Origin of the sequence: Marilutibacter maris (genome assembly GCF_003233695.1) — a bacterium.
In the GTDB taxonomy this organism is placed as follows: domain Bacteria; phylum Pseudomonadota; class Gammaproteobacteria; order Xanthomonadales; family Xanthomonadaceae; genus Marilutibacter; species Marilutibacter maris.
This window is the reverse complement of record NZ_CP029843.1, coordinates 946,138-964,591: the sequence shown is the minus strand read 5'-3', so window position 1 is coordinate 964,591 and position 18,454 is coordinate 946,138. Positions and strand designations below refer to the sequence as shown.

Annotated in this window: 16 protein-coding genes and 1 other RNA gene; 2 read left to right on the top strand and 15 right to left on the bottom strand. The window is 70.5% G+C overall.

All coding sequences use genetic code 11. The features are described from left to right. Window positions 1–71: 71 nt before the first annotated feature. From ftsA to rsmI, 15 genes are all read right to left on the bottom strand, one after another. Window positions 72–1,322, bottom strand: coding sequence for a cell division protein FtsA (gene ftsA / locus C9I47_RS04330; RefSeq protein WP_111265657.1), 1,251 nt, complete (start codon window positions 1,320–1,322; stop codon window positions 72–74). Further along, entirely contained in the window at window positions 1,319–2,056 is a 738-nt protein-coding gene (locus tag C9I47_RS04325; protein WP_111265656.1) for a cell division protein FtsQ/DivIB, read from the bottom strand. The genes ftsA and C9I47_RS04325 overlap by 4 nt, the downstream gene beginning before the upstream one ends. Beyond that, window positions 2,053–3,042, bottom strand: a complete 990-nt coding sequence (locus C9I47_RS04320; RefSeq protein WP_111265655.1) for a D-alanine--D-alanine ligase — start codon at window positions 3,040–3,042, stop codon at window positions 2,053–2,055. The genes C9I47_RS04325 and C9I47_RS04320 overlap by 4 nt, the downstream gene beginning before the upstream one ends. Next, window positions 3,039–4,496 (bottom strand): UDP-N-acetylmuramate--L-alanine ligase, encoded by a 1,458-nt coding sequence (gene murC / locus C9I47_RS04315; RefSeq protein WP_111265654.1) that lies wholly within the window; start codon window positions 4,494–4,496, stop codon window positions 3,039–3,041. The genes C9I47_RS04320 and murC overlap by 4 nt, the downstream gene beginning before the upstream one ends. Then, window positions 4,493–5,581, bottom strand: coding sequence for an undecaprenyldiphospho-muramoylpentapeptide beta-N-acetylglucosaminyltransferase (gene murG, locus C9I47_RS04310; RefSeq protein ID WP_111265653.1), 1,089 nt, complete (start codon window positions 5,579–5,581; stop codon window positions 4,493–4,495). The genes murC and murG overlap by 4 nt, the downstream gene beginning before the upstream one ends. Further along, window positions 5,578–6,915, bottom strand: a complete 1,338-nt coding sequence (gene ftsW / locus C9I47_RS04305; protein WP_111265652.1) for a putative lipid II flippase FtsW — start codon at window positions 6,913–6,915, stop codon at window positions 5,578–5,580. Before ftsW ends, murG begins: the two co-directional genes overlap by 4 nt. Then, window positions 6,915–8,000: a phospho-N-acetylmuramoyl-pentapeptide-transferase gene (gene mraY / locus C9I47_RS04300; RefSeq protein ID WP_111265651.1), complete on the bottom strand. Its 1,086-nt coding sequence runs from the start codon at window positions 7,998–8,000 to the stop codon at window positions 6,915–6,917. Before mraY ends, ftsW begins: the two co-directional genes overlap by 1 nt. After that, a complete protein-coding gene (locus C9I47_RS04295; protein WP_111265650.1) occupies window positions 7,990–9,411 on the bottom strand; it encodes a UDP-N-acetylmuramoyl-tripeptide--D-alanyl-D-alanine ligase in 1,422 nt (473 codons plus the stop codon). The genes mraY and C9I47_RS04295 overlap by 11 nt, the downstream gene beginning before the upstream one ends. Further along, a complete protein-coding gene (locus tag C9I47_RS04290; RefSeq protein ID WP_111265649.1) occupies window positions 9,408–10,895 on the bottom strand; it encodes a UDP-N-acetylmuramoyl-L-alanyl-D-glutamate--2,6-diaminopimelate ligase in 1,488 nt (495 codons plus the stop codon). Before C9I47_RS04290 ends, C9I47_RS04295 begins: the two co-directional genes overlap by 4 nt. Then, window positions 10,892–12,742 (bottom strand): peptidoglycan D,D-transpeptidase FtsI family protein, encoded by a 1,851-nt coding sequence (locus tag C9I47_RS04285; protein WP_111267955.1) that lies wholly within the window; start codon window positions 12,740–12,742, stop codon window positions 10,892–10,894. The genes C9I47_RS04290 and C9I47_RS04285 overlap by 4 nt, the downstream gene beginning before the upstream one ends. A gap of 38 nt (window positions 12,743–12,780) precedes the next feature. Beyond that, window positions 12,781–13,047, bottom strand: coding sequence for a cell division protein FtsL (gene ftsL / locus C9I47_RS04280; protein WP_111265648.1), 267 nt, complete (start codon window positions 13,045–13,047; stop codon window positions 12,781–12,783). Then, complete coding sequence (gene rsmH, locus C9I47_RS04275; protein WP_111265647.1) at window positions 13,044–13,997, bottom strand: 16S rRNA (cytosine(1402)-N(4))-methyltransferase RsmH; 954 nt, start codon at window positions 13,995–13,997, stop codon at window positions 13,044–13,046. Before rsmH ends, ftsL begins: the two co-directional genes overlap by 4 nt. Before the next feature lie 11 nt (window positions 13,998–14,008). Then, window positions 14,009–14,455 (bottom strand): division/cell wall cluster transcriptional repressor MraZ, encoded by a 447-nt coding sequence (mraZ, locus tag C9I47_RS04270; RefSeq protein ID WP_111265646.1) that lies wholly within the window; start codon window positions 14,453–14,455, stop codon window positions 14,009–14,011. 783 nt (window positions 14,456–15,238) lie between these two features. Further along, window positions 15,239–15,607: RNase P RNA component class A (gene rnpB, locus C9I47_RS04265), an RNA gene on the bottom strand. Window positions 15,608–15,715: 108 nt separating this feature from the next. Continuing rightward, window positions 15,716–16,531, bottom strand: coding sequence for a 16S rRNA (cytidine(1402)-2'-O)-methyltransferase (gene rsmI / locus C9I47_RS04260; protein ID WP_111265645.1), 816 nt, complete (start codon window positions 16,529–16,531; stop codon window positions 15,716–15,718). Between the two features lie 119 nt (window positions 16,532–16,650). Between rsmI and C9I47_RS04255 the strand changes: the two genes are divergently transcribed. Then, window positions 16,651–18,066 carry a penicillin-binding protein activator gene (locus tag C9I47_RS04255; RefSeq protein ID WP_111265644.1) on the top strand — a complete coding sequence of 472 codons (1,416 nt, stop codon included), beginning with the start codon at window positions 16,651–16,653 and terminating at the stop codon, window positions 18,064–18,066. Further along, window positions 18,050–18,442, top strand: a complete 393-nt coding sequence (locus tag C9I47_RS04250) for a YraN family protein (RefSeq protein ID WP_111265643.1) — start codon at window positions 18,050–18,052, stop codon at window positions 18,440–18,442. Before C9I47_RS04255 ends, C9I47_RS04250 begins: the two co-directional genes overlap by 17 nt. Window positions 18,443–18,454: the final 12 nt, after the last annotated feature.

Sequence of the window (18,454 nt, the reverse complement as noted above, 5' to 3'; positions counted from 1 at the left end):
GCCGGTGCCATGTGGTGCTGCCTTCCGCCTCGCCTGCCGGGTCCCGGCGCCCTCGCCGGAACCTCGTGAAATCAGAATTCGCCGCGATACCAGTTCTTCAACTTGTTGAAGAACGAGCCGGCCCGCCCGGTCGGAATCACCGGGCGCCGCGGATGCTCGATCTGGCTGCCCATCAGCAGCAGGCCGACCCCGGTCGCATGGACCGGATTGCCGACCACCTCGCCCAGGCCGGTGACGTGCTGGGGAATGCCGACGCGCACCGGCATCTGCAACATCTCCTCGGCCAGCTCGACGACGCCCTCCATCTTCGAGGCGCCGCCGGTCAGGACCATGCCCGCACGCACGTGCTGCTCGAAGCCGCTGCGACGCAGCTCGGCCTGGACCATCTCGAACAGCTCCTCGTAGCGCGCCTGCACCGCCTGCGCCAGCGAGTGGCGCGGCATCCGCCGCGGCGGCCGGTCGCCGACCGAGGGCACCTGGATGGATTCCTCCGCGGTCGCCATCTGCGCCAGCGCGCAGGCGTAGCGGACCTTGATCTGCTCGGCCTCCGGCGTCGGCGTGCGCAGCATGTGGGCGATGTCCTCGGTGACCTTGTCGCCGGCGATCGGCAAACTGGCGCTATGCGCGATCGCGCCATGCACGAACACCGCGATGTCGGTAGTGCCGGCGCCGATGTCGACCAGCACCACGCCCAGTTCGCGCTCGTCGCTGGTCAACACCGCCTGGCTGGAGGCGAGCACGCCCAGGATCAGGTCGTCGACCTGCAAGCCGCAGCGCTGCACGCATTTGCTGACGTTGGCCGCGGCCGACTGCGCGCAGACCACCAGATGCGCATGCACCTCCAGGCGCACGCCGGTCATCCCGACCGGATTGCGGATGCCTTCCTGCGAATCGTCGAGCACGTAGTCGCGCGGGATCGCGTGCAGGATCTTCTGGTCGGCCGGGATCGCGACCGCCTTGGCCGCCTCCAGCACCCGGTCCAGATCGCCATGGCTGACCTCGCCGTCGCGGATCGGCGCGATGCCCTGCGAATTGCGGCACTGCACGTGGCTGCCGGAGATCGACGCGTAGACCGAGCGGATCTCGCAGCCGGCCATCAGCTCGGCCTCCTCGACCGCGCGCTGGATCGACTGCACGGTCGACTCGATGTCGACCACCACACCCTTGCGCAGTCCCCTGGACTCGTGCGAACCGATGCCGATCACCTCGATCGGATTGCCGGGCCCGCTGTGGTCGGGGGTGTACTCCCCCACCAGCGCCACCACCTTGGAGGTGCCGATGTCGAGGCCGACGATGAGCGACTTGTCGCCTTTGCGGTTCATGATTGTCCTTGCGTCTGCGGAGCTGCCGGGGTCTCGATCGCCTCGCCCCAGGTCAACGAAAAACCATTGGTGTAACGAAGGTCGGCGCGCGCCAGCCGATGCGCGCGCTGCGCGACCAGTTGCGGAACGACGCGGATGAAGCGACGCAGCCGTTCGTTCGGACGGGTCCGGCCGACCACGACCGTGGTGCCGCTGGCCAGGTCCAGCGTCCAGCTGCCGCGCGCGTCGAGCGCGACGCTGCGCACGCCGACGCCCAGCGGCGCGAACAGCGTGCGCGACTCGTTGTAGAAGCGGACCACGTCGGAGACCCGGGTGTCGGGACCGTCCAGTTTCGGCAGGTGCGCCGGCACCTCGATGCCGTCGGCCGGAAACAGCCGGCCCTGCTCGGACAGCAGGCGTGCATCGCCCCAGCGCGCGAACGGCCGGTGCTCGACCACCGACACCTCCAGCACGTCGGGCCAACGCTTGCGCACCTCGGCATGCTCGACCCAGGGCAGCGCCGCCACCGCCGCCTGCGCGGCTTCCAGATCGACCGCGAAGAAGCCCTGTTTGGCGTAGGGCATCAGCGTCTTCTGCAACGCGTCCGCGTCGACGCGCTGGAACTCCGCGGTCGCGCGCAGGCGGGTCAGCGGCCACTGCTCCTGGCCGATCCAGCCCTTGAGCACGGCGACCACCGGCAGCACCACCAGGGCCACCGCCAGGGTCCAGCCGATCAGGCGCACCAGCGCGTTCATGCGTGCGCGCCTCCTTCGCGACCTTCGACGCGGGTCTGCTCCGGCAGCGTCTGTTCCAGGATCAGCCAGCACAGGGATGCGAAATCGACGCCGAGTTCGGCCGCGGCTTTCGGCACCAGCGAGTGACTGGTCATGCCCGGCGCGGTGTTGACCTCGATCAGCTGCAGGCCGGTTTCGCGGTCGCGCATCACGTCGACCCGGCCCCAGCCGCTGCAGCCGGCGGCGCGGAACGCGGCCAGCGCGAGGCGGCCGATCTCCGCCTCCTCCTCGCCCTCCATCCCGGGGCAGATGTAGCGGGTGTCGTCGGCGACGTACTTGGCGTGATAGTCGTACCACTCGCCGGCCGGCTCGATCCGGATCGACGGCAGCGCGAGATCGCCGAGGATGCCGACCGTGAATTCGGGGCCCTGCACCATCCGCTCCATCAGCAGCTCGCCGTCATAGCCGGCGGCGAACTCCGCCGCGGCGGCCAGATCCTGTTCGCCGAGAATGCGGAACACGCCGACGCTGGAGCCTTCGCAGGAGGGTTTGACGAACACCGGCAGCCCCAGCGCACGCGCGGCGGCGACCAGGTCCTCGCCGGCGGCCAGGCGCGCGAAGCCCGGGGTCGGCAGCCCTTCGGCCATCCACACCTGCTTGGTGCGGATCTTGTCCATGGTCAGCGCCGAGCCGAGCACACCGGGCCCCGTATAGGGCACGCCGAGCGCATCGAGCAGGCCCTGCAGGACGCCGTCCTCGCCGCCGCCGCGGTTGCCGTGCAGGATGTTGAACACCCGATCCACGCCGCCGGCGCGGATCGCCTCGACCAGGGCCGGAATGCCATCGACGGCGAACGCGTCGATGCCGCGCGAACGCAGCGCCTCCAGCACATTGCGGCCCGAGTCCAGCGACACCTCGCGCTCGGCGCTGGTGCCGCCCATCAGCACGGCGACGCGGCCGAACACACCCGGGTCGGAGAAACGCGGCGCGGCCGGCAAGGCGCTCATGCCTCGTCTCCATCGGCGTCGACGAACCCGGCGGCCACCAGCTCCTGGGCGGTATGACCGATATCGCCGGCCCCCATCACCAGCAGCAGGTCGCCATCGCGCAGCACGTCCGGCAGCACCCGCGGCAGCTCACCCGCGCTGCCGACGACCACCGGGTCGATGCGTCCGCGTGCCCGGATCGCGCGCGCCAGCGACTTGGCGTCGGCGCCGACGATCGGCGCCTCGCCGGCCGGATACACCTCGGTCAACACCAGGGCGTCGACCGTCGACAGCACCGCCGCGAACTCGTCGAACAGGTCGCGGGTGCGCGAATAGCGGTGCGGCTGGAACGCGACCACCAGGCGCCGGTCGGGCCAGCCGCCGCGCGCGGCGGCGAACACCGCCTCCAGTTCCTTGGGATGATGGCCGTAGTCGTCGACCAGTTGCACCTTCGCGCCCTTCGGGGTCTCCAGCTCGGCCAGCAGGTTGAAGCGACGACCGATGCCGGCGAAGCCCTGCAACGCCCGGGCGATCGCCTCGGCCGACACGCCCAGCTGCCAGCCGACCGCGGCGGCGGCCAGTGCGTTGAGCACGTTGTGGTGACCCGGCAGCGCCAACTCCACCGCGGTGCGGGTCGCATCCGGCAGGCACAGGGTGAAATGCATCGCCGCGCCCTGCTGGCGGATGTCCTCGGCGCGCACGTCGGCCTCGGCGTGGGTGCCGTAGGTCATCACGTGGCGCGGGGTCTTCGCCGCCAGCTCGGCGACCTCGGGATCGTCGATGCACAGCACCGCCAGGCCGTAGAACGGCAGCCGGTGCATGAACTCCTCGAACGCCGCCTGCACCCGCGAGAACTCGCCGCCGTAGTTCTCCAGATGATCGGCGTCGATGTTGGTGACCACCGCGATCTGCGGATTCAGGCGCAGGAAGCTGCCGTCGCTCTCGTCGGCCTCGGCGACCAGCCAGTCGCCCTTGCCCAGGCGCGCGTTGGCGCCGGCGGCAAGCAGTTGGCCGCCGATCACGAAGGTCGGGTCGACCCCGCCCTCGCCGAGCACGCTGGCGGTCAGCGAAGTGGTGGTGGTCTTGCCGTGGGTGCCCGCCACCGCAATGCCGCGCTTGAAGCGCATCAGCTCGGCCAGCATCTCCGCGCGCGGAACCACCGGAATGCGCTGCGCGCGCGCCTCCATCAGCTCGGCGTTGTCGGGGCGGATCGCGCTGGAGACGACCACGCAGTCGGCGCCCAGCACGTTCGACGCGACATGCTTGCGGTGCACGGTGATCCCGATCGAGGCGAGCCGGCGGGTAACCGCGTTGTCGGCCAGGTCCGAACCCGATACCTGGTAGCCGAGCGTGCACATCACCTCGGCGATGCCGCTCATGCCGGTGCCGCCGATGCCGACGAAATGCACGCGCGGGAATGCCTTGGCGAGATCGCCATCGTGTTGCAACCGGCGGCTGCGTACGGTCGCGCTCATGCAACCGGCTCCTTCTGAGTGTTGTGTCCCAGCACCGCGTCGGCGACCCGCTCGGCCGCGTCCGGCCGCGCCAGCGCGCGGGCGCACACCGCCATGCGCTGCAGGTCGATGCGCTGGTCGAGAATTTCGAGGGTCGCGGAGAGCCGCTGGTACAGCGTCTCCCCCTGCGGCAGCACCTGGGCGGCGCCGCGCATCTGCAGGAATTCCGCGTTCTTGGTCTGATGGTCGTCGACCGCCTGCGGGAACGGCACCAGGATGCAGGCGGTACCGACCGCGCACAGTTCGGCCAGGGTCAACGCGCCGGCCCGGCACACGACCACGTCGGCCCAAGCGTAGGCCTCCGCCATGTCGGCGATGAACGGCTCGATGGACGCCTCCACCCCGGCCTCCGAGTACGACCGCTCGGCTTCCGCGCGCATCTTTTCGCCGCACTGGTGGCGGACCTGGAATTCGACGACGTGGCGCAGCGCCGCAACCGCCTTCGGCACCGCTTCGTTCAAGGCCCGCGCGCCCTGGCTGCCGCCGAGGACCAGCAGACGCAGCGGCCCCTCGCGCCCCTCGTAGCGGGCCTCCGGCGGCGCCACCGCGGCGATCTCCGCGCGCACCGGATTGCCGACCACGGTCTCTTCCAGCATCGGGAAGGTCTCCGGGAAGCCGGTCAGCACCTGTCGCGCCATCCGCGCCAGCACGCGATTGGTCAGCCCCGGCGCGCGGTTCTGTTCGTGCACGAACAGCGGCACCCCGAGCAGGCGCGCGGCCAGCCCGCCCGGTCCCGCGGCGAAGCCGCCGAAGCTGATCACCGCGCGCGGCCGCAGGCGCTTCAGGCACGCGCGCGCCGCCAGCACCGCCTTGAGCAGGCGCCACGGCGCGGCCAACTTGACCGCCATGCCCTTGCCGCGGATCGCGCGCACGGCGATGGTCTCGATCTCGATGCCGTGCTGCGGCACCAGTCGGGTTTCCATCCCGCCCTCGGCGCCGAGCCAGTTCACCGCCACCCCGCGCGCGCGCAGCACCCGGGCCACGGCCAGGCCGGGAAAGATGTGGCCGCCGGTGCCGCCGGCGAGGATCACCACCGGGCCGCTCATCCGACCCTCCCGAGGGTCGGTTCGACCCGCTGGCGCAAACGACTGGTGCCACGGGAACCGCCGTCGCCGGCGCGCAGGGCGGCGGCGACCGGCAGCGGGCGCGCCGTCGGCCGGGTTGTATTGGCGGGCTCGGCGGGCGCGGCCGCCGCGGCGGTGTCCTCGCCGCGCAGGCGCGCGACCTGCCGCTGGGCGCGTTCCAGCTCGTAGGACACCCGCATCAGCAGGCCCATCGCCAGGCAGGTCATCAGCACGCTGGAACCGCCCGAGGAGATCAGCGGCAGGGTCAGTCCCTTGGTCGGCAACAGGCCCAGGTTGACGCCGATCGAAACGAAGCTCTGCAGACCGATCCACAAGGCGATGCCGAAGGCGAGGTAGCCGGCGAAATGGCGGCGCATCTCCACGCACTGCAGGCCGATCCACAACGCGCGCCCGACCAGCAACGCGTACAGGCCGATCACCACGCAGACGCCGACAAAGCCCAGCTCCTCCGCGATCACCGCGAGGATGAAGTCGGTATGCGCTTCGGGCAGGTAGTACAGCTTCTGGATCGACCCGCCCAGGCCGACGCCGAACCACTCGCCGCGGCCCGCCGCCATCAGCGCATTGGTCAGCTGGTAGCCGCTGCCGAACGGGTCGGCCCACGGGTCCATGAACGAGGTCAGGCGGCGCATCCGGTACGGCTCGGCGATCGCGACGATCGCCAGCAGCGGCAGCCCGACCAGCACCGGCCCGAACATCCGCGGCATGTTCACGCCGCCCAGCACCAGCATGCCGGCGGTGATCGCCAGCAGCAGGGACGAGGAGCCGAAGTCCGGCTGCAGCAACAACAGCACCACCAGCACCGCGACCACGCCGATCGGCTTGAGCATCGCCATCCAGGTCGCATTGACCTCGTCGCGGAACCGCACCAGGTAGCTGGCCAGCCAGACGATGAAGAAGACCTTGACCGCCTCGACCACCTGGAAGCCCGCCACCCCGAGGTTGATCCAGCGGTGCGCGCCCTTGACGCTCACGCCCAGCCCGGGCACGAACACCAGCGGCAACAGCACGAAGCACCCCAGCAGCATCAGGTGGTTGTAGCGCTCCACCGTCTTCAGCTCGTTGCGCATCGCGATCGCCATCAGCACCGCGCCGCCGGCGAGGAAGGCCAGATGGCGACCGAAGTAGTGGTACGGATTGCTGTCCTGGTAGAGCGAGGCCGAACCGACCATCACCACGCCCAGCGACGCCAGCGCCAGTACCGCACCCACGATCCAGGGGTCGAAGCGACCCTTGATGTCGTCGATGCGGGTGGCCTGGCGGCTGCCGGGGCGGGTGGTGGCGTAGTCGCTCATCAGCGCACCTTCAACGTCGCCAGGCCGATCAGGACCAGGATCACCGAGATGATCCAGAAACGGACGATGACCCGCGGCTCCGGCCAGCCCTTCAGCTCGAAGTGGTGGTGGATCGGCGCCATCCGGAACACCCGCTTGCCGGTCAGCTTGAAGCTGGCGACCTGGATCATCACCGACAGCGTCTCGACCACGAAGATGCCGCCCATCACCACCAGCACCAGTTCCTGGCGGACGATCACCGCGATCGTGCCCAGTACCGCGCCCAGCGAAAGCGCACCGATATCGCCCATGAACACCATCGCCGGATAGGTGTTGAACCACAGGAAGCCGAGCCCGGCGCCCGCGATCGCCGCGCAGATGATCACCAGCTCGCCGGCGCCGGGCACCCGCGGGATCTGCAGGTACTGCGAGAACTCGGCGTGGCCGGAGGCATAGGCGAACACGCCCAGCGCGCAGGCGACCAGCACGGTCGGCATGATCGCCAGTCCGTCCAGCCCGTCGGTCAGGTTGACCGCGTTGGAAAAGCCGACGATCCAGAAGTAGGCGATCGCGACGAAGGTGATGCCGACCAGCGGCAGCGCGACCGCCTTGAAGAACGGGATGTAGAAGGTGGTCGTCGCCGGCGCATCCGCGGTGTAGAACAGGAACAGGCCCGCGCCCAGGCCGAACAGCGACTGCAGCAGGTACTTCCAGCGCGACTTCATGCCGTTGGGATCGCGCTTGACGATCTTGATCCAGTCGTCCCACCAGCCGATCCAGCCGAACGCGACCATCACCACCAGCACCAGCCAGACGTAGCGGTTGCGCAGGTCGCCCCACAGCAGCACCGATGCCAGCACCGTCAGCAGGATCAGCGCTCCGCCCATGGTCGGCGTACCGGCCTTGGAGAAGTGCGACTCCGGACCGTCCTTGCGGATCGGCTGGCCACCCTTGAGCTGGGCCAGCCGGCGGATCACCCACGGCCCCCACCACAGCGACAACGCCAGCGAGGTCAGGGCGGCGAGAATGCCGCGGAAGGTCAGATAGCCGAACAGTCCGAACACGCTCTGCAACTGTTCGAGCCAACGGGCGAGTTCAAGCAGCATGCGGCCCCCTTGTTTCGTCTGCGGTCGGGGCGCCTGCTCCGTCCGGATTGTCTGTGGCGAGCAGTGCGGACACGATCCGTTCCATCGCACTGCCGCGGGAGCCCTTGACCAGCACCCGGACATCCCCGCCCGCGGCTCCGGCAAGGCCGGTGTTGAGCGCGGCCGCCAGGGCGTCGTGATCGGCGAAGACCTCGCCGCCGTCTCCGAACGCGGCCGCCGCCTCGGCGCTGAGCGGACCCAGCGCGAACAGGCGGCGCAGGCCGGCGGCGCGCGCGCGCCGTCCGACCTCGGCATGCAGGGAGCCGGCATCGGCGCCCATCTCGCGCATGTCGCCGAGTACCAGCCAGCCCTCGCCGCCCAGCGACGCCAACGTGTCGATCGCGGTCGCGGCGGAGCCGGGATTGGCGTTGTAGCTGTCGTCGATCAGCATCGCGCCGCCGGACAGGCGGTGGGCGACCAGGCGTCCGGCCACCGGCTGCGCCGACTCCAGGCCGGCGGCGATCGTCGCCAGTTCGGCACCGGCGCCCAGCGCCAGCGCCGTCGCCGCCAGCGCATTGCTGATGTTGTGCCGTCCCGGCATCGCCAGGGCGACCTCGACCTCGCCCACCGGCGTGGTCAGCACGAACCGCGAGCCGCCCTCGTGCAGGCGGATGTCGCGCGCACCGACCTCGGCGCTGGCCTCCAGGCCGAAGCGGATCAGCCTGCGTCCGTGCGCGCGCTCGGCGAAGAACGGGGCGAACGCGTCGTCGGCGTTGATCGCCGCGACGCCATCGGCCGGCAGCGCGTCGTAGACCGCCGCCTTGGTGTCGGCGATGCCCAGCAGGCTGCCCATGCGCTCCATGTGCGCGGGCGCCACGTTGTTGACCAACGCCAGGTCCGGCGGCGCGATCCGGGTCAGATAGGCGATGTCGCCGGGCTTGCCCGCGCCCATCTCGTAGATCGCCACGGCCGCGTCCTCCGGCGCTTCCAGCACCGCCAGCGGCAGGCCGATCTCGTTGTTGCGGTTGCCCGGGGTCGCGTAGGTCGCGGCGGCGCGTTGCATGATCGAGGCCAGCAGCGCCTTGACGCTGGTCTTGCCGTTGCTGCCGGTGATCGCGATGACCTTGTTGTGGCGCTCGCGCTGCACGGCGGCGGCGAGATCGCCCAGCGCGCGCTCGGTATCGGCAACGACCACCTGCGGCAGCGCGCAATCGATCTCGCGCGAGACCAGCGCCGCGATCACCCCGCCCCCGGCCGCCGCTTCGACGTGGTCGTGGCCATCGAAGCGCTCGCCGCGGATCGCCACGAACAAGACCGCGCCGCCAGGCGGCAGGTGACGGGTGTCGGTGGCGACCACGTCGATCACCCGGTCCTCGCCGGACAGCCGGCCGCCGGTCATGCGCGCGATATCGGACAGCTGCAGCGGCCTCATGCGTCCACCCCCAGCGCCGCACGCGCGACCTCGGTATCGTCGAACGGGTGACGGACGCCGTCGATTTCCTGGTAGGGCTCGTGGCCCTTGCCGGCGACCAGCACGATGTCGTCCGGACCGGCCGCGCCGATCGCGCGCTCGATCGCGACGCGGCGATCGCGCTCCACGATCACGGCATCGGCGCTGGCGAAGCCGGCGAGTATCTCGGCGACGATCGCATCGCCGTCCTCGCCGCGCGGGTTGTCGTCGGTCACGATCACCTCGTCGGCCAGGCGTTCGGCGATCGCGGCCATCTGCGGGCGTTTGCCGCGGTCGCGTTCGCCGCCGCAGCCGAACACGCAGATCACCCGCGCCGCCGCGTGCGCGCGCACCGAAGCCAGCGCCTGCTCCAGGGCGTCGGGGGTGTGCGCGTAATCGATGACCACCAGCGGATGGGTGCCGTCGCCGCCCAGGCGGTTCATGCGGCCGTGGATCGGCTGCAACCGCCCGAGCACCTGCGCGACTTCCGCCGACGAGTGACCCAACGCGGCCAGCGCGCCCGCGACGGCGAGCAGGTTGTCCACGTTGAAGCGGCCCAGCAACGGCGAGGTCACCGGATAGCTCTCGCCGTCGATACCCAATTCGAACAGCAGGCCGCGCGCATCCAGCCGCAGTTGGCGCGCGGTGACATTGGCGCCACCGGTGCCGCGCGAGCTGCAGGCCAGCACGCGCAGGCCCGTGCCCTCCAGCGAACGGACCAGTTCGCGGCCGAAGCCGTCATCGACATTGATCACCGCGGCCTTCAGTCCCGGCCATGCGAACAGGCGCGCCTTGGCCGCGCCATAGCGGGCCATGTCGCCGTGGTAGTCGAGGTGGTCGCGGGTCAGATTGGTGAACACGCCGACGTCGAAATGCACGCCGTCGGCGCGTCCCTGGTCCAGCGCGTGCGAGCTGACCTCCATCGCCAAGGCGTCGGCGCCCTGCGCGTGCAGGTCGGCAATCAAGGCATGCAGGCGCAGCACCAGCGGGGTGGTGAAGCCGGTCGCAATCGCCCGTCCGTACAGGCCCGAGCCAAGCGTGCCGATGGTGCCGCTGGTGGTGCCCAGCAGCGACCAGGCCTGCGCCAGCAGCTGCACGGTCGAGGTCTTGCCGTTGGTGCCGGTCACCCCGACCACGTCCATCCGCTCGCTGACCCGACCGTAGAAGCGGTCGCCCATCTCGCCCAGGCGCGCGCGCAGTCCGGGGACCGCGATCGCATCGGCCGGGGCCGGCGCGTCGGCGGGGGCCGGCGGCTCGAACAGGATCGCGGCGGCGCCCTTGGCGCGGACGTCGTCGACGAACTTGAGGCCATGGGTGCCGAAGCCGCCGATCGCGACGAAGGCGTCGCCGGCCTGCAGCTCGCGGCTGTCCATCACCAGGCCGCCGATCGCCAGCCCGGCCGGAACCGCCGGCACGTCCGGCAACAGCTCGGCCAATGGCGTCCGCTTGCGGGTCACCGCGCTCATCGCACACCTTCCGGGGCGGCGGCCGCCTGCGCGGCCAGGGTCGCGGCGCCCGCTCCGGCGACACTCGCCGCACGCCCGTCGGCCTTGTGGCGCTTGGCCTCCTCGGCCGCCTGCGCCGCCAGCCAGGTCTCGATATCGTCCGGCGGCACGTCCATCAGCCGCAGCGCGCCGTCCATCACCGTCTTGAACATCGGCGCCGACACCAGACCGCCGTAGTAGCCCTTGGCCGGATCGGGATCGTCGATCACCACCACCATCGAGAAGCGCGGATTCTCCACCGGCACCACGCCGGCGAAGAACGAGATGTAGCGGCGCGAATAGCCGCCGCTGCTGTTGAACTTGCGCGCGGTGCCGCTCTTGCCGGCGACGTGGTAGCCGAGGATCGCGGCCTGGGTCGCGGTGCCGCCGGTCTCGGTCACGGTCTGCATCATCCGCAGCACCTGGCGCGCGATGCGCGGATCCAGCACCTGCGCCGGATCGTTGCGCTGGCCCTTGACGAAGGTCGGCGCGATCAGCTTGCCGCCATTGCCCAGCGCCGCGTAGGCGGAGGCGATCTGCAGCGGCGTCGCCGACAGCCCGTAGCCGTAGGACATGGTCTGCTTGGTGGTGCCGCTCCAGCGCGACGGCGGGGTCAACACCCCGGCCGACTCGCCGGGGAACCCGCTGTGGGTGCTCTGGCCGTAGCCCATCCGGTGCAGGAAGTCGTAGTACGGCTGGTCCTGCAGGCGATGGACGATCTTGGAGACGCCGACGTTGGAGCTCTTGCGGATGATCCCGGTGACGTCCAGGACCCCGTAGTTGCGGAAGTCGCTGGTGCGGAAGCGGCCGTTCGGCATCCAGCCCGGGCTGGTGTCGATCACCGTGGACGTGGTGATCGCGCCGGCCTCCAGCGCCGCGGCCACGGTCAGCGGCTTCATCGTCGAACCGGGCTCGATGACGTCGGTCACCGCGCGATTGCGGCGCGCGTCGGACGGCTGCCCGCCCAGCGCGTTGGGGTTGTAGGTGGGCAGGTTCGCCATCGCCAGGATCTCGCCGGTGGCGACATCCAGGACCACGGCCGATCCGCTGCTGGCGCCGGTGCGCTCCAGGGTCGCGCGCAGTTCGCGGAAGGTCAGGTACTGGATCCGGCGGTCGATGGTCAGGGTCAGCTCATGACCGGGCTGGGCGGCCTCGATCAGCTCGACGTTCTCGACGATGCGGCCGCGGCTGTCGCGGATCACCCGCTTGCTGCCCGGCGTGCCGCGCAACCATTCGTCGAAGGCCAGCTCCAGACCCTCCTGGCCGCGGTCGTCGATGTTGGTGAAGCCCAGCACGTGCGCCAGCGCCTCGCCCTGGGGATAGAAACGACGGAACTCCCGCTGCGAGTACACGCCGGGAATGTTGTGCGAGAGGATCGCGCGCGCCTGGTCGGGATTGATCCGGCGCTTGAGGTACATGAACTCGCGATCGGCGCGCTGGGTCAGCTTGCGGGTCAGGCCGTCGGCCGGCACCCCCAGGACCGCCGCCAGCTCGGGGATGCGCTCCGGCGCCTTGAGCAGCTCCTGCGGATTGCCCCAGACCGACTCGACCGGGGTCGACACCGCCAACGGCTCGCCGTTGCGATCGGTGATCATGCCGCGCGAGGTCGGGATCTCGATCTCGCGCAGGATCCGCTCGTCGCCCTGGCGACGGTAGAAGTCGGCGTTGACGACCTGCAGGGTGAACGCGCGTGCGACCAGCGCCAGCGAGCACAGGCCGAGCACGCCACCGACCAGGAACAGGCGGTTGCGCGGGTTGTAACGGACCCGGTTGCGTGACTTGCCCGCACCCGGACGGTCGCGCAGCAGGCCACCGATACGCTCGCGCATCGAGTCGCGGAAGTTCGAGCCGGGGCGGCGGCGCGGGCTCATGGACGCACCACCACGATTTCATCCCCTTCCGGGAACTTCATTCCGAGCCGGTCGCGCGCGACCTGGTCGATGCGATTGCTCTCCGCCCAAGTCGCCTGTTCGAGCTGCAGGCGGCCGAACTCGATGTCGAGCTCGTCGCGGGCCTTTTCCAGCCGGCTCAGCTGCACGAACGCCTGCCGGTGCTGGTGGCGCGCATAGACCACCGCCAGCGCGCTGGCCAGATTGGCGACCAGCAGTACGACCAGGGCCAGGCGCAGGGTCATGCGCCCCTCCCGCCGGCGACCGCCAGCTTCTCGGCCACGCGCAGCACCGCGCTGCGGGCACGCGGATTGCTCTCGGTCTCGCCGGGCTCGGCCTTGATCGCCGAGCCGATCGCGCGCAGCCGCGGGGTGAAGGCGACCTCGACCGGCATCCGCCGGTTCGCCGGCGGCGCCTTGCTGTGGCGGGCGATGAACTGCTTGACGACGCGGTCCTCCAGCGAGTGGAAGCTGATCACTGCCAGCCGCCCACCCGGCTTCAACCGCTCAAGCGCACCGTCCAGCCCCGACTCCAGGTCGGCCAGCTCGCGATTGATGTGGATGCGGATCGCCTGGAAGCTGCGGGTCGCCGGATGGGTTTTGCTATCGCCGCGCGGCATCACCCGCGCGATCAGCTCGGCCAGCTGCGCGGTGCGGGTGAACGCGGCGCGCGGGCGATCGGCGACGATCGCACGCGCGATCCGCCGGCTCATCCGCTCCTCGCCATAGGTCCACAGCACGTCGGCGATCTCGCGCTCGTCGGCATGCGCCAGCCATTGCGCCGCGCTCTCGCCGCTGTCGGGGTCCATCCGCATGTCCAGCGGACCGTCCTTGCCGAAGCTGAAACCGCGCTCGGCCACGTCCAACTGCGGCGAGGACACGCCAAGGTCGAACAGCACACCGTCCAGTCCGGCCTCGGTGGCGTCCCAGTCGGCAAGCGCGGCGAAACTGCCGCGCCGGATCGACACGCGCGGATCGCCGCCGAACTCGCGTTCGGCCACGGCAATCGCTTCGGGATCCTTGTCCATCAGCAGCAGCCGGCCTCCGGGGCCGAGTTGTTCGAGCACCCCGCGCGCGTGACCGCCACGCCCGAAAGTGCCGTCCAGGTAGGCTCCATCCCCGATCACGCGCAGGCCGTCCAACACCTGGGCGTACATCACGGGGAGGTGGCCGGATGGCGCCGATGCGCGCTCCATGCCACCCCCCCTCACAGCTGCAAATCGAGCAGCTCTTCGCTCAGATCCTCGTCAGACACCGTCTGCTGGATCTGCGCGTGATGCGCCTGCTCGCTCCACAGCTCGAATTTGTCGCCCATGCCCAGCAACACCGCCTTGCGTTCGATACCGACCGCGGCGCGATGACTGGCAGGAACGGTGATGCGGCCATTGCCGTCGAGTTCGACATGGCTCGCCGCGCCGACCAGCTTCAGCTGCATCGCGCGATTGACCTTCTTGACCTTGGGCAGGGCATTGACCTGGTCGCGGATGCGCTCCCAGACCGCCTGCGGATACAGGTACAGCGACCCCGACTCGAAGGGGTTGTAGGTGATCACCAGCCGATTGCCGCACTCGGACGCGACCAGGTCGCGGTAGGCGGTGGGCACCGCCAGCCGGCCCTTGTCGTCGATCGTGATGGCGGTCTCGCCCTGGAACATGGGTCACCTGTTGGAAGCCGGCCTCTGCGGGCGGGTCTGCCTTCTGCCTGTCGATGGGAACGTCGGATCCGGACATTCCCGGCCACGAAAAACCACAAAAATCCCGGTTTTCCCTCGGATGCCCACCTTAGGCACGCCCCACAGGGTTGTCAACAACTTTTCGGGACAAATTTCACCAAGCACATCAATGGCTTAAGCCGAACTTCAGAGACTTGTTCAAGACTTATCCACTAAGTGTTGTTTCGTCTCATTTTTTGAGACAAAGCCCAGAACCGGCACGATGTGAAGGCTGGTTCAGCTAGATCGCTCAGCCAGACCGCCACCCCGGGTCACCCTGCTCGCCGCGGCGACCGGATATTGCGACGCAGCATCAGCAGCGCGGACGGCAGCGTCCGCCCGCAATCGGACACCGCGCGCCCTGCGGGGACGTCGGCGCCGTCAGTGGCAGGGCCACGACCGCATCAGTACCCGCGAACGCGGTCCCACCCAGTCCCACCCCTCAGCCCACGCCCCCTTGGCAAGGGGGCGGCGAACGCCGCAGGCGCGAGCGGGGGATTGGGAGCGCGAGCCGGGGCCCGAGGTTTGCAACGCAAACCTTGGGGTGGCGTTGCCGCATGGCGGCAAGGTCACGCTCCCCCCTTGGCAAGGCGCGAGCGGTGGATCGGATGAATGGCGCCGGGCCGGGCGATGCCCCCGCATCGCCCGGTTTCGCGCGAAGCGCGAACGGCGTAGCCCACCCACATGCCAGCCCGGTGCTTTGCGCACCGGGTTGGCATGTGGGTGGGGCGGAGCCGGCCGATAAGCCGGGTTCTGTCGTGGACAGTCATTCCTCTAGGCGCAACGTCGCCGCTGCGCTCAAGCAACCTACCCGGAGACACCGCGGGCCGCGGCATTGCCTCCCTATTTGGTCTTGCTCCCGGTGGGGTTTGCCGTGCCGGTCCGTTGCCGGACTCGCGGTGCGCTCTTACCGCACCGTTTCACCCTTGCCTGTGCCCGCCTCCGCCTTTCGGCGACGGCAGGGCCATCGGCGGTCTGCTCTCTGTTGCACTTTCCGTCGGCTCTCGCCGCCCAGGCATTACCTGGCACCGTGCCCTATGGAGCCCGGACTTTCCTCGGCACCCTTGCGGATGACGCGACTGTCTGGCCGACTCCGCGGCTGCCATTCTACAGCTTCGCGGTCGAAGCGGACGCGGGTCGCCTCCGCCGCAGACCCACGTGGCATGCCGCAAGGATCAGGCACATGTCCACCCGGCCGACGCCCTACCCGCCATACAGCGCCTTGCGCGGCGCGCCGCTGAGCTCGGCGGCCAGCTTGGCCGCGGTCGATGGCGGCAGGTGATCGGCCAGCTTCGCGTACAGGCGACGGCCCTCGACGATGCGCGCGTCGGCATCCTCGCCGGCGCCGTCGACGATCAGCACGAACTCGCCCTTGCGCTGATTCGGATCCTCGGCCACGCGCTGGCACAGTTCGCCGAGCGCGCCGTCGAGCACGGTCTCGAACAGCTTGGTCAGTTCGCGCGCCAGCACCGCGTGGCGGTCATCGCCGAACGCCGCGGCCATGTCGGCCAGCGACGCCTCGATCCGATGCGCGGACTCGTAGAAGATCAAGGTGCGCGGCTCGGCCGCGAGCCGGGCCAGCCGCTCGCGGCGGGCACCGGCCTTGGCCGGCAGGAAACCCTCGAAGGCGAAGCGGTCCGAGGCCAGCCCGGCCACGCTCAGCGCGGCGATCGCCGCGCAGGCGCCCGGCACCGGCGACACCGGAATGCCGGCGGCGCGCACGGCGCGGACCAAGCGGTAGCCGGGGTCGCTGACCAGCGGGGTGCCCGCATCGGACACCAGCGCCAGCGACTGTCCCGCCCGCAACCGCTCGACCAGTTGCGCGACCTGGGCCTCCTCGTTGTGCTGGTGAAGCGCCACCAGCGGCCGCTCGACGCCGAAGTGGGCGAGCAGCTGACGGGTATGGCGGGTGTCCTCGGCGCAGATCGCATCGACGCCGCGCAGGGTCTCGAGCGCGCGCGGGCTGAGGTCGCCGAGGTGGCCGATCGGGGTAGCGACGACGTGCAGCGTTGCGGGCATTGCGGGTCCGACAGGTGGATTCAGGTGGTGCGCGGTTAGAATCGTACCCGTTCCCGGGCCCAGGCCCGACCTTTCCGTTCGACACCGCGCCCACGCAGCGCCGCGCAGGATGCCCGCCGATGAGTCCAAAGTTCTCCGTTTCCGCCGCCCACCGCTTCCCGACCCGCTCCGCCAGCCGGCTGCTCGCGCCCGCCCTGGCGATCCTGCTGCTGGGCGGCTGCGGCGGGTTCGGGGTCCGGCCGACGGCCGAAACCGCCGTGGTCCGCAATCCGGTCGTGGCCGAAGCCGATGCGCTCGCCCGCGGTGGCACCGTGCTGACCGGCCAGGCCCGACTCGACAATGAACGCCGGATCCACCAGTTGCTGTCCCAGCTCGACAACGACAGCCTCGCCCGCGAGGCCGCCGCGCTGCCGCCCGGCGATGCGCTCTACAACTACATGGGCCAGGCCCTGCTCGATCGAGGTCTTGCGCTGCCGCGCCCGTTCGACCACAGCGCCTGGACCTTCGACGCCAACAACCGGCCGCCGGCCGAGTCCGACGGTTACCGGCCTCCGGTCAAGCTGGCGATCCTGCTGCCGCTGACGGGCGATCTCGCGGTCGCGTCCTCGCCGGTGCGCGACGGCTTCATGGCCGGCTACTACGGCGAGCGCCGCCGCCGACCCGAGATCACCTTCTACGACACCACCGGCAGCACCGCCGGCACCCTGTCGGCCTACGACCGCGCGGTCACCGAGGGCAACGACTTCGTGGTCGGCCCGCTCGACCGCACCGCCGTCGACGCGCTGTTCGCGCGCGGTTCGATGCCGGTGTCGCTGCTCGCGCTCAACAGCGGCAGCGAATCGCCGCCGCCGGGCAATGCCAGCTTCGCGCTGTCGCCTGAAGACGAGGGCATCGCCGCCGCGGAATACCTGCTGTCGCGCAACGCCGGGCGCGTGCTGGTCGTCAGCGGCGGCGAGGACAGCCAGCGGCGCATGGTCGACGCGTTGCGCGAGCGCCTCGTCGAGCGTGGCGGCGCCGTCACCGACGTGGTCGGCGAGGGCATCGCCGATCTGAGCCCGTTCGCCTCGCGCGAGGGCGGCGTCGACGCCGTGTTCCTGGCCATGCGCGGCGGCGCCGCACGCGGGCTGGCGCCGAAGCTGGCCCTGGCCGGCCTCGGCGGCGTGCCGCGGGTCGGCACCTCGCAACTGCTGTCGGGCATCGGCAGCTCGGAAGAAGACCGCGCATTGGACGGCATCGCGTTCCCGACCGAGACCTGGACCGCTCGCGGCATCACCGGCCTGCCCTCGCCCGGGTTCGCGGCGACCATGCTGCCGACCGCCAGGGGCCCGGCGGCGCGGCTGTTCGCGTTCGGCTACGACGCCTGGCTGCTCTCGGCCTATATGGAGAAGCTGGTGAAGAGCTCCGACGGATCGATCCAGGGCGCGACCGGCACCCTCCAGGTCGACGGTTTCGGCAACGTCAAGCGGACCCCGACCTGGGCGACCTTCGTCAGCGGCGTGGTGATGCCGCTGCCCGGCGGTGGCGACCGACGCTGACCGTGGCGCCGACCGTCGTGCCCGCGGGGCGGCGGTCGAGGCGGCCGCGCGCCGCCACCTGCTGGCGGCCGGACTTCGTGCCGTTGCCGCCAACGCGCACAGCCGCGGCGGCGAGATCGACCTGGTCATGCGCGATGCCGACGGCCTGGTATTCGTCGAGGTCCGCTACCGTCACGGCGCCGGCTTCGGCGGCGGCGCGGCCTCGGTCGACGTGCACAAGCGGCGTCGCCTGATCCGCGCCGCGCAGGCATTCCTGGCCCGCCATCCGCGGTACGCCGACCTGCCCTGCCGCTTCGACGTGATCGAGGCCGACGGCGACCCGGCCGCACCGAGACTGAACTGGCTGCGCGATGCGTTCCGCGCGGACGACTGCTGAGCCCCTGAAGGA

Coding starts and splice junctions, on each gene's coding strand:
- ftsA (WP_111265657.1), bottom strand. CDS start 1,322: ATGAACCGCAAAGGCGACAAGTCGCTCATCGTCGGCCTCGACATCGGC.
- C9I47_RS04325 (WP_111265656.1), bottom strand. CDS start 2,056: ATGAACGCGCTGGTGCGCCTGATCGGCTGGACCCTGGCGGTGGCCCTG.
- C9I47_RS04320 (WP_111265655.1), bottom strand. CDS start 3,042: ATGAGCGCCTTGCCGGCCGCGCCGCGTTTCTCCGACCCGGGTGTGTTC.
- murC (WP_111265654.1), bottom strand. CDS start 4,496: ATGAGCGCGACCGTACGCAGCCGCCGGTTGCAACACGATGGCGATCTC.
- murG (WP_111265653.1), bottom strand. CDS start 5,581: ATGAGCGGCCCGGTGGTGATCCTCGCCGGCGGCACCGGCGGCCACATC.
- ftsW (WP_111265652.1), bottom strand. CDS start 6,915: ATGAGCGACTACGCCACCACCCGCCCCGGCAGCCGCCAGGCCACCCGC.
- mraY (WP_111265651.1), bottom strand. CDS start 8,000: ATGCTGCTTGAACTCGCCCGTTGGCTCGAACAGTTGCAGAGCGTGTTC.
- C9I47_RS04295 (WP_111265650.1), bottom strand. CDS start 9,411: ATGAGGCCGCTGCAGCTGTCCGATATCGCGCGCATGACCGGCGGCCGG.
- C9I47_RS04290 (WP_111265649.1), bottom strand. CDS start 10,895: ATGAGCGCGGTGACCCGCAAGCGGACGCCATTGGCCGAGCTGTTGCCG.
- C9I47_RS04285 (WP_111267955.1), bottom strand. CDS start 12,742: ATGCGCGAGCGTATCGGTGGCCTGCTGCGCGACCGTCCGGGTGCGGGC.
- ftsL (WP_111265648.1), bottom strand. CDS start 13,047: ATGACCCTGCGCCTGGCCCTGGTCGTACTGCTGGTCGCCAATCTGGCC.
- rsmH (WP_111265647.1), bottom strand. CDS start 13,997: ATGGAGCGCGCATCGGCGCCATCCGGCCACCTCCCCGTGATGTACGCC.
- mraZ (WP_111265646.1), bottom strand. CDS start 14,455: ATGTTCCAGGGCGAGACCGCCATCACGATCGACGACAAGGGCCGGCTG.
- rsmI (WP_111265645.1), bottom strand. CDS start 16,531: ATGCCCGCAACGCTGCACGTCGTCGCTACCCCGATCGGCCACCTCGGC.
- C9I47_RS04255 (WP_111265644.1), top strand. CDS start 16,651: ATGAGTCCAAAGTTCTCCGTTTCCGCCGCCCACCGCTTCCCGACCCGC.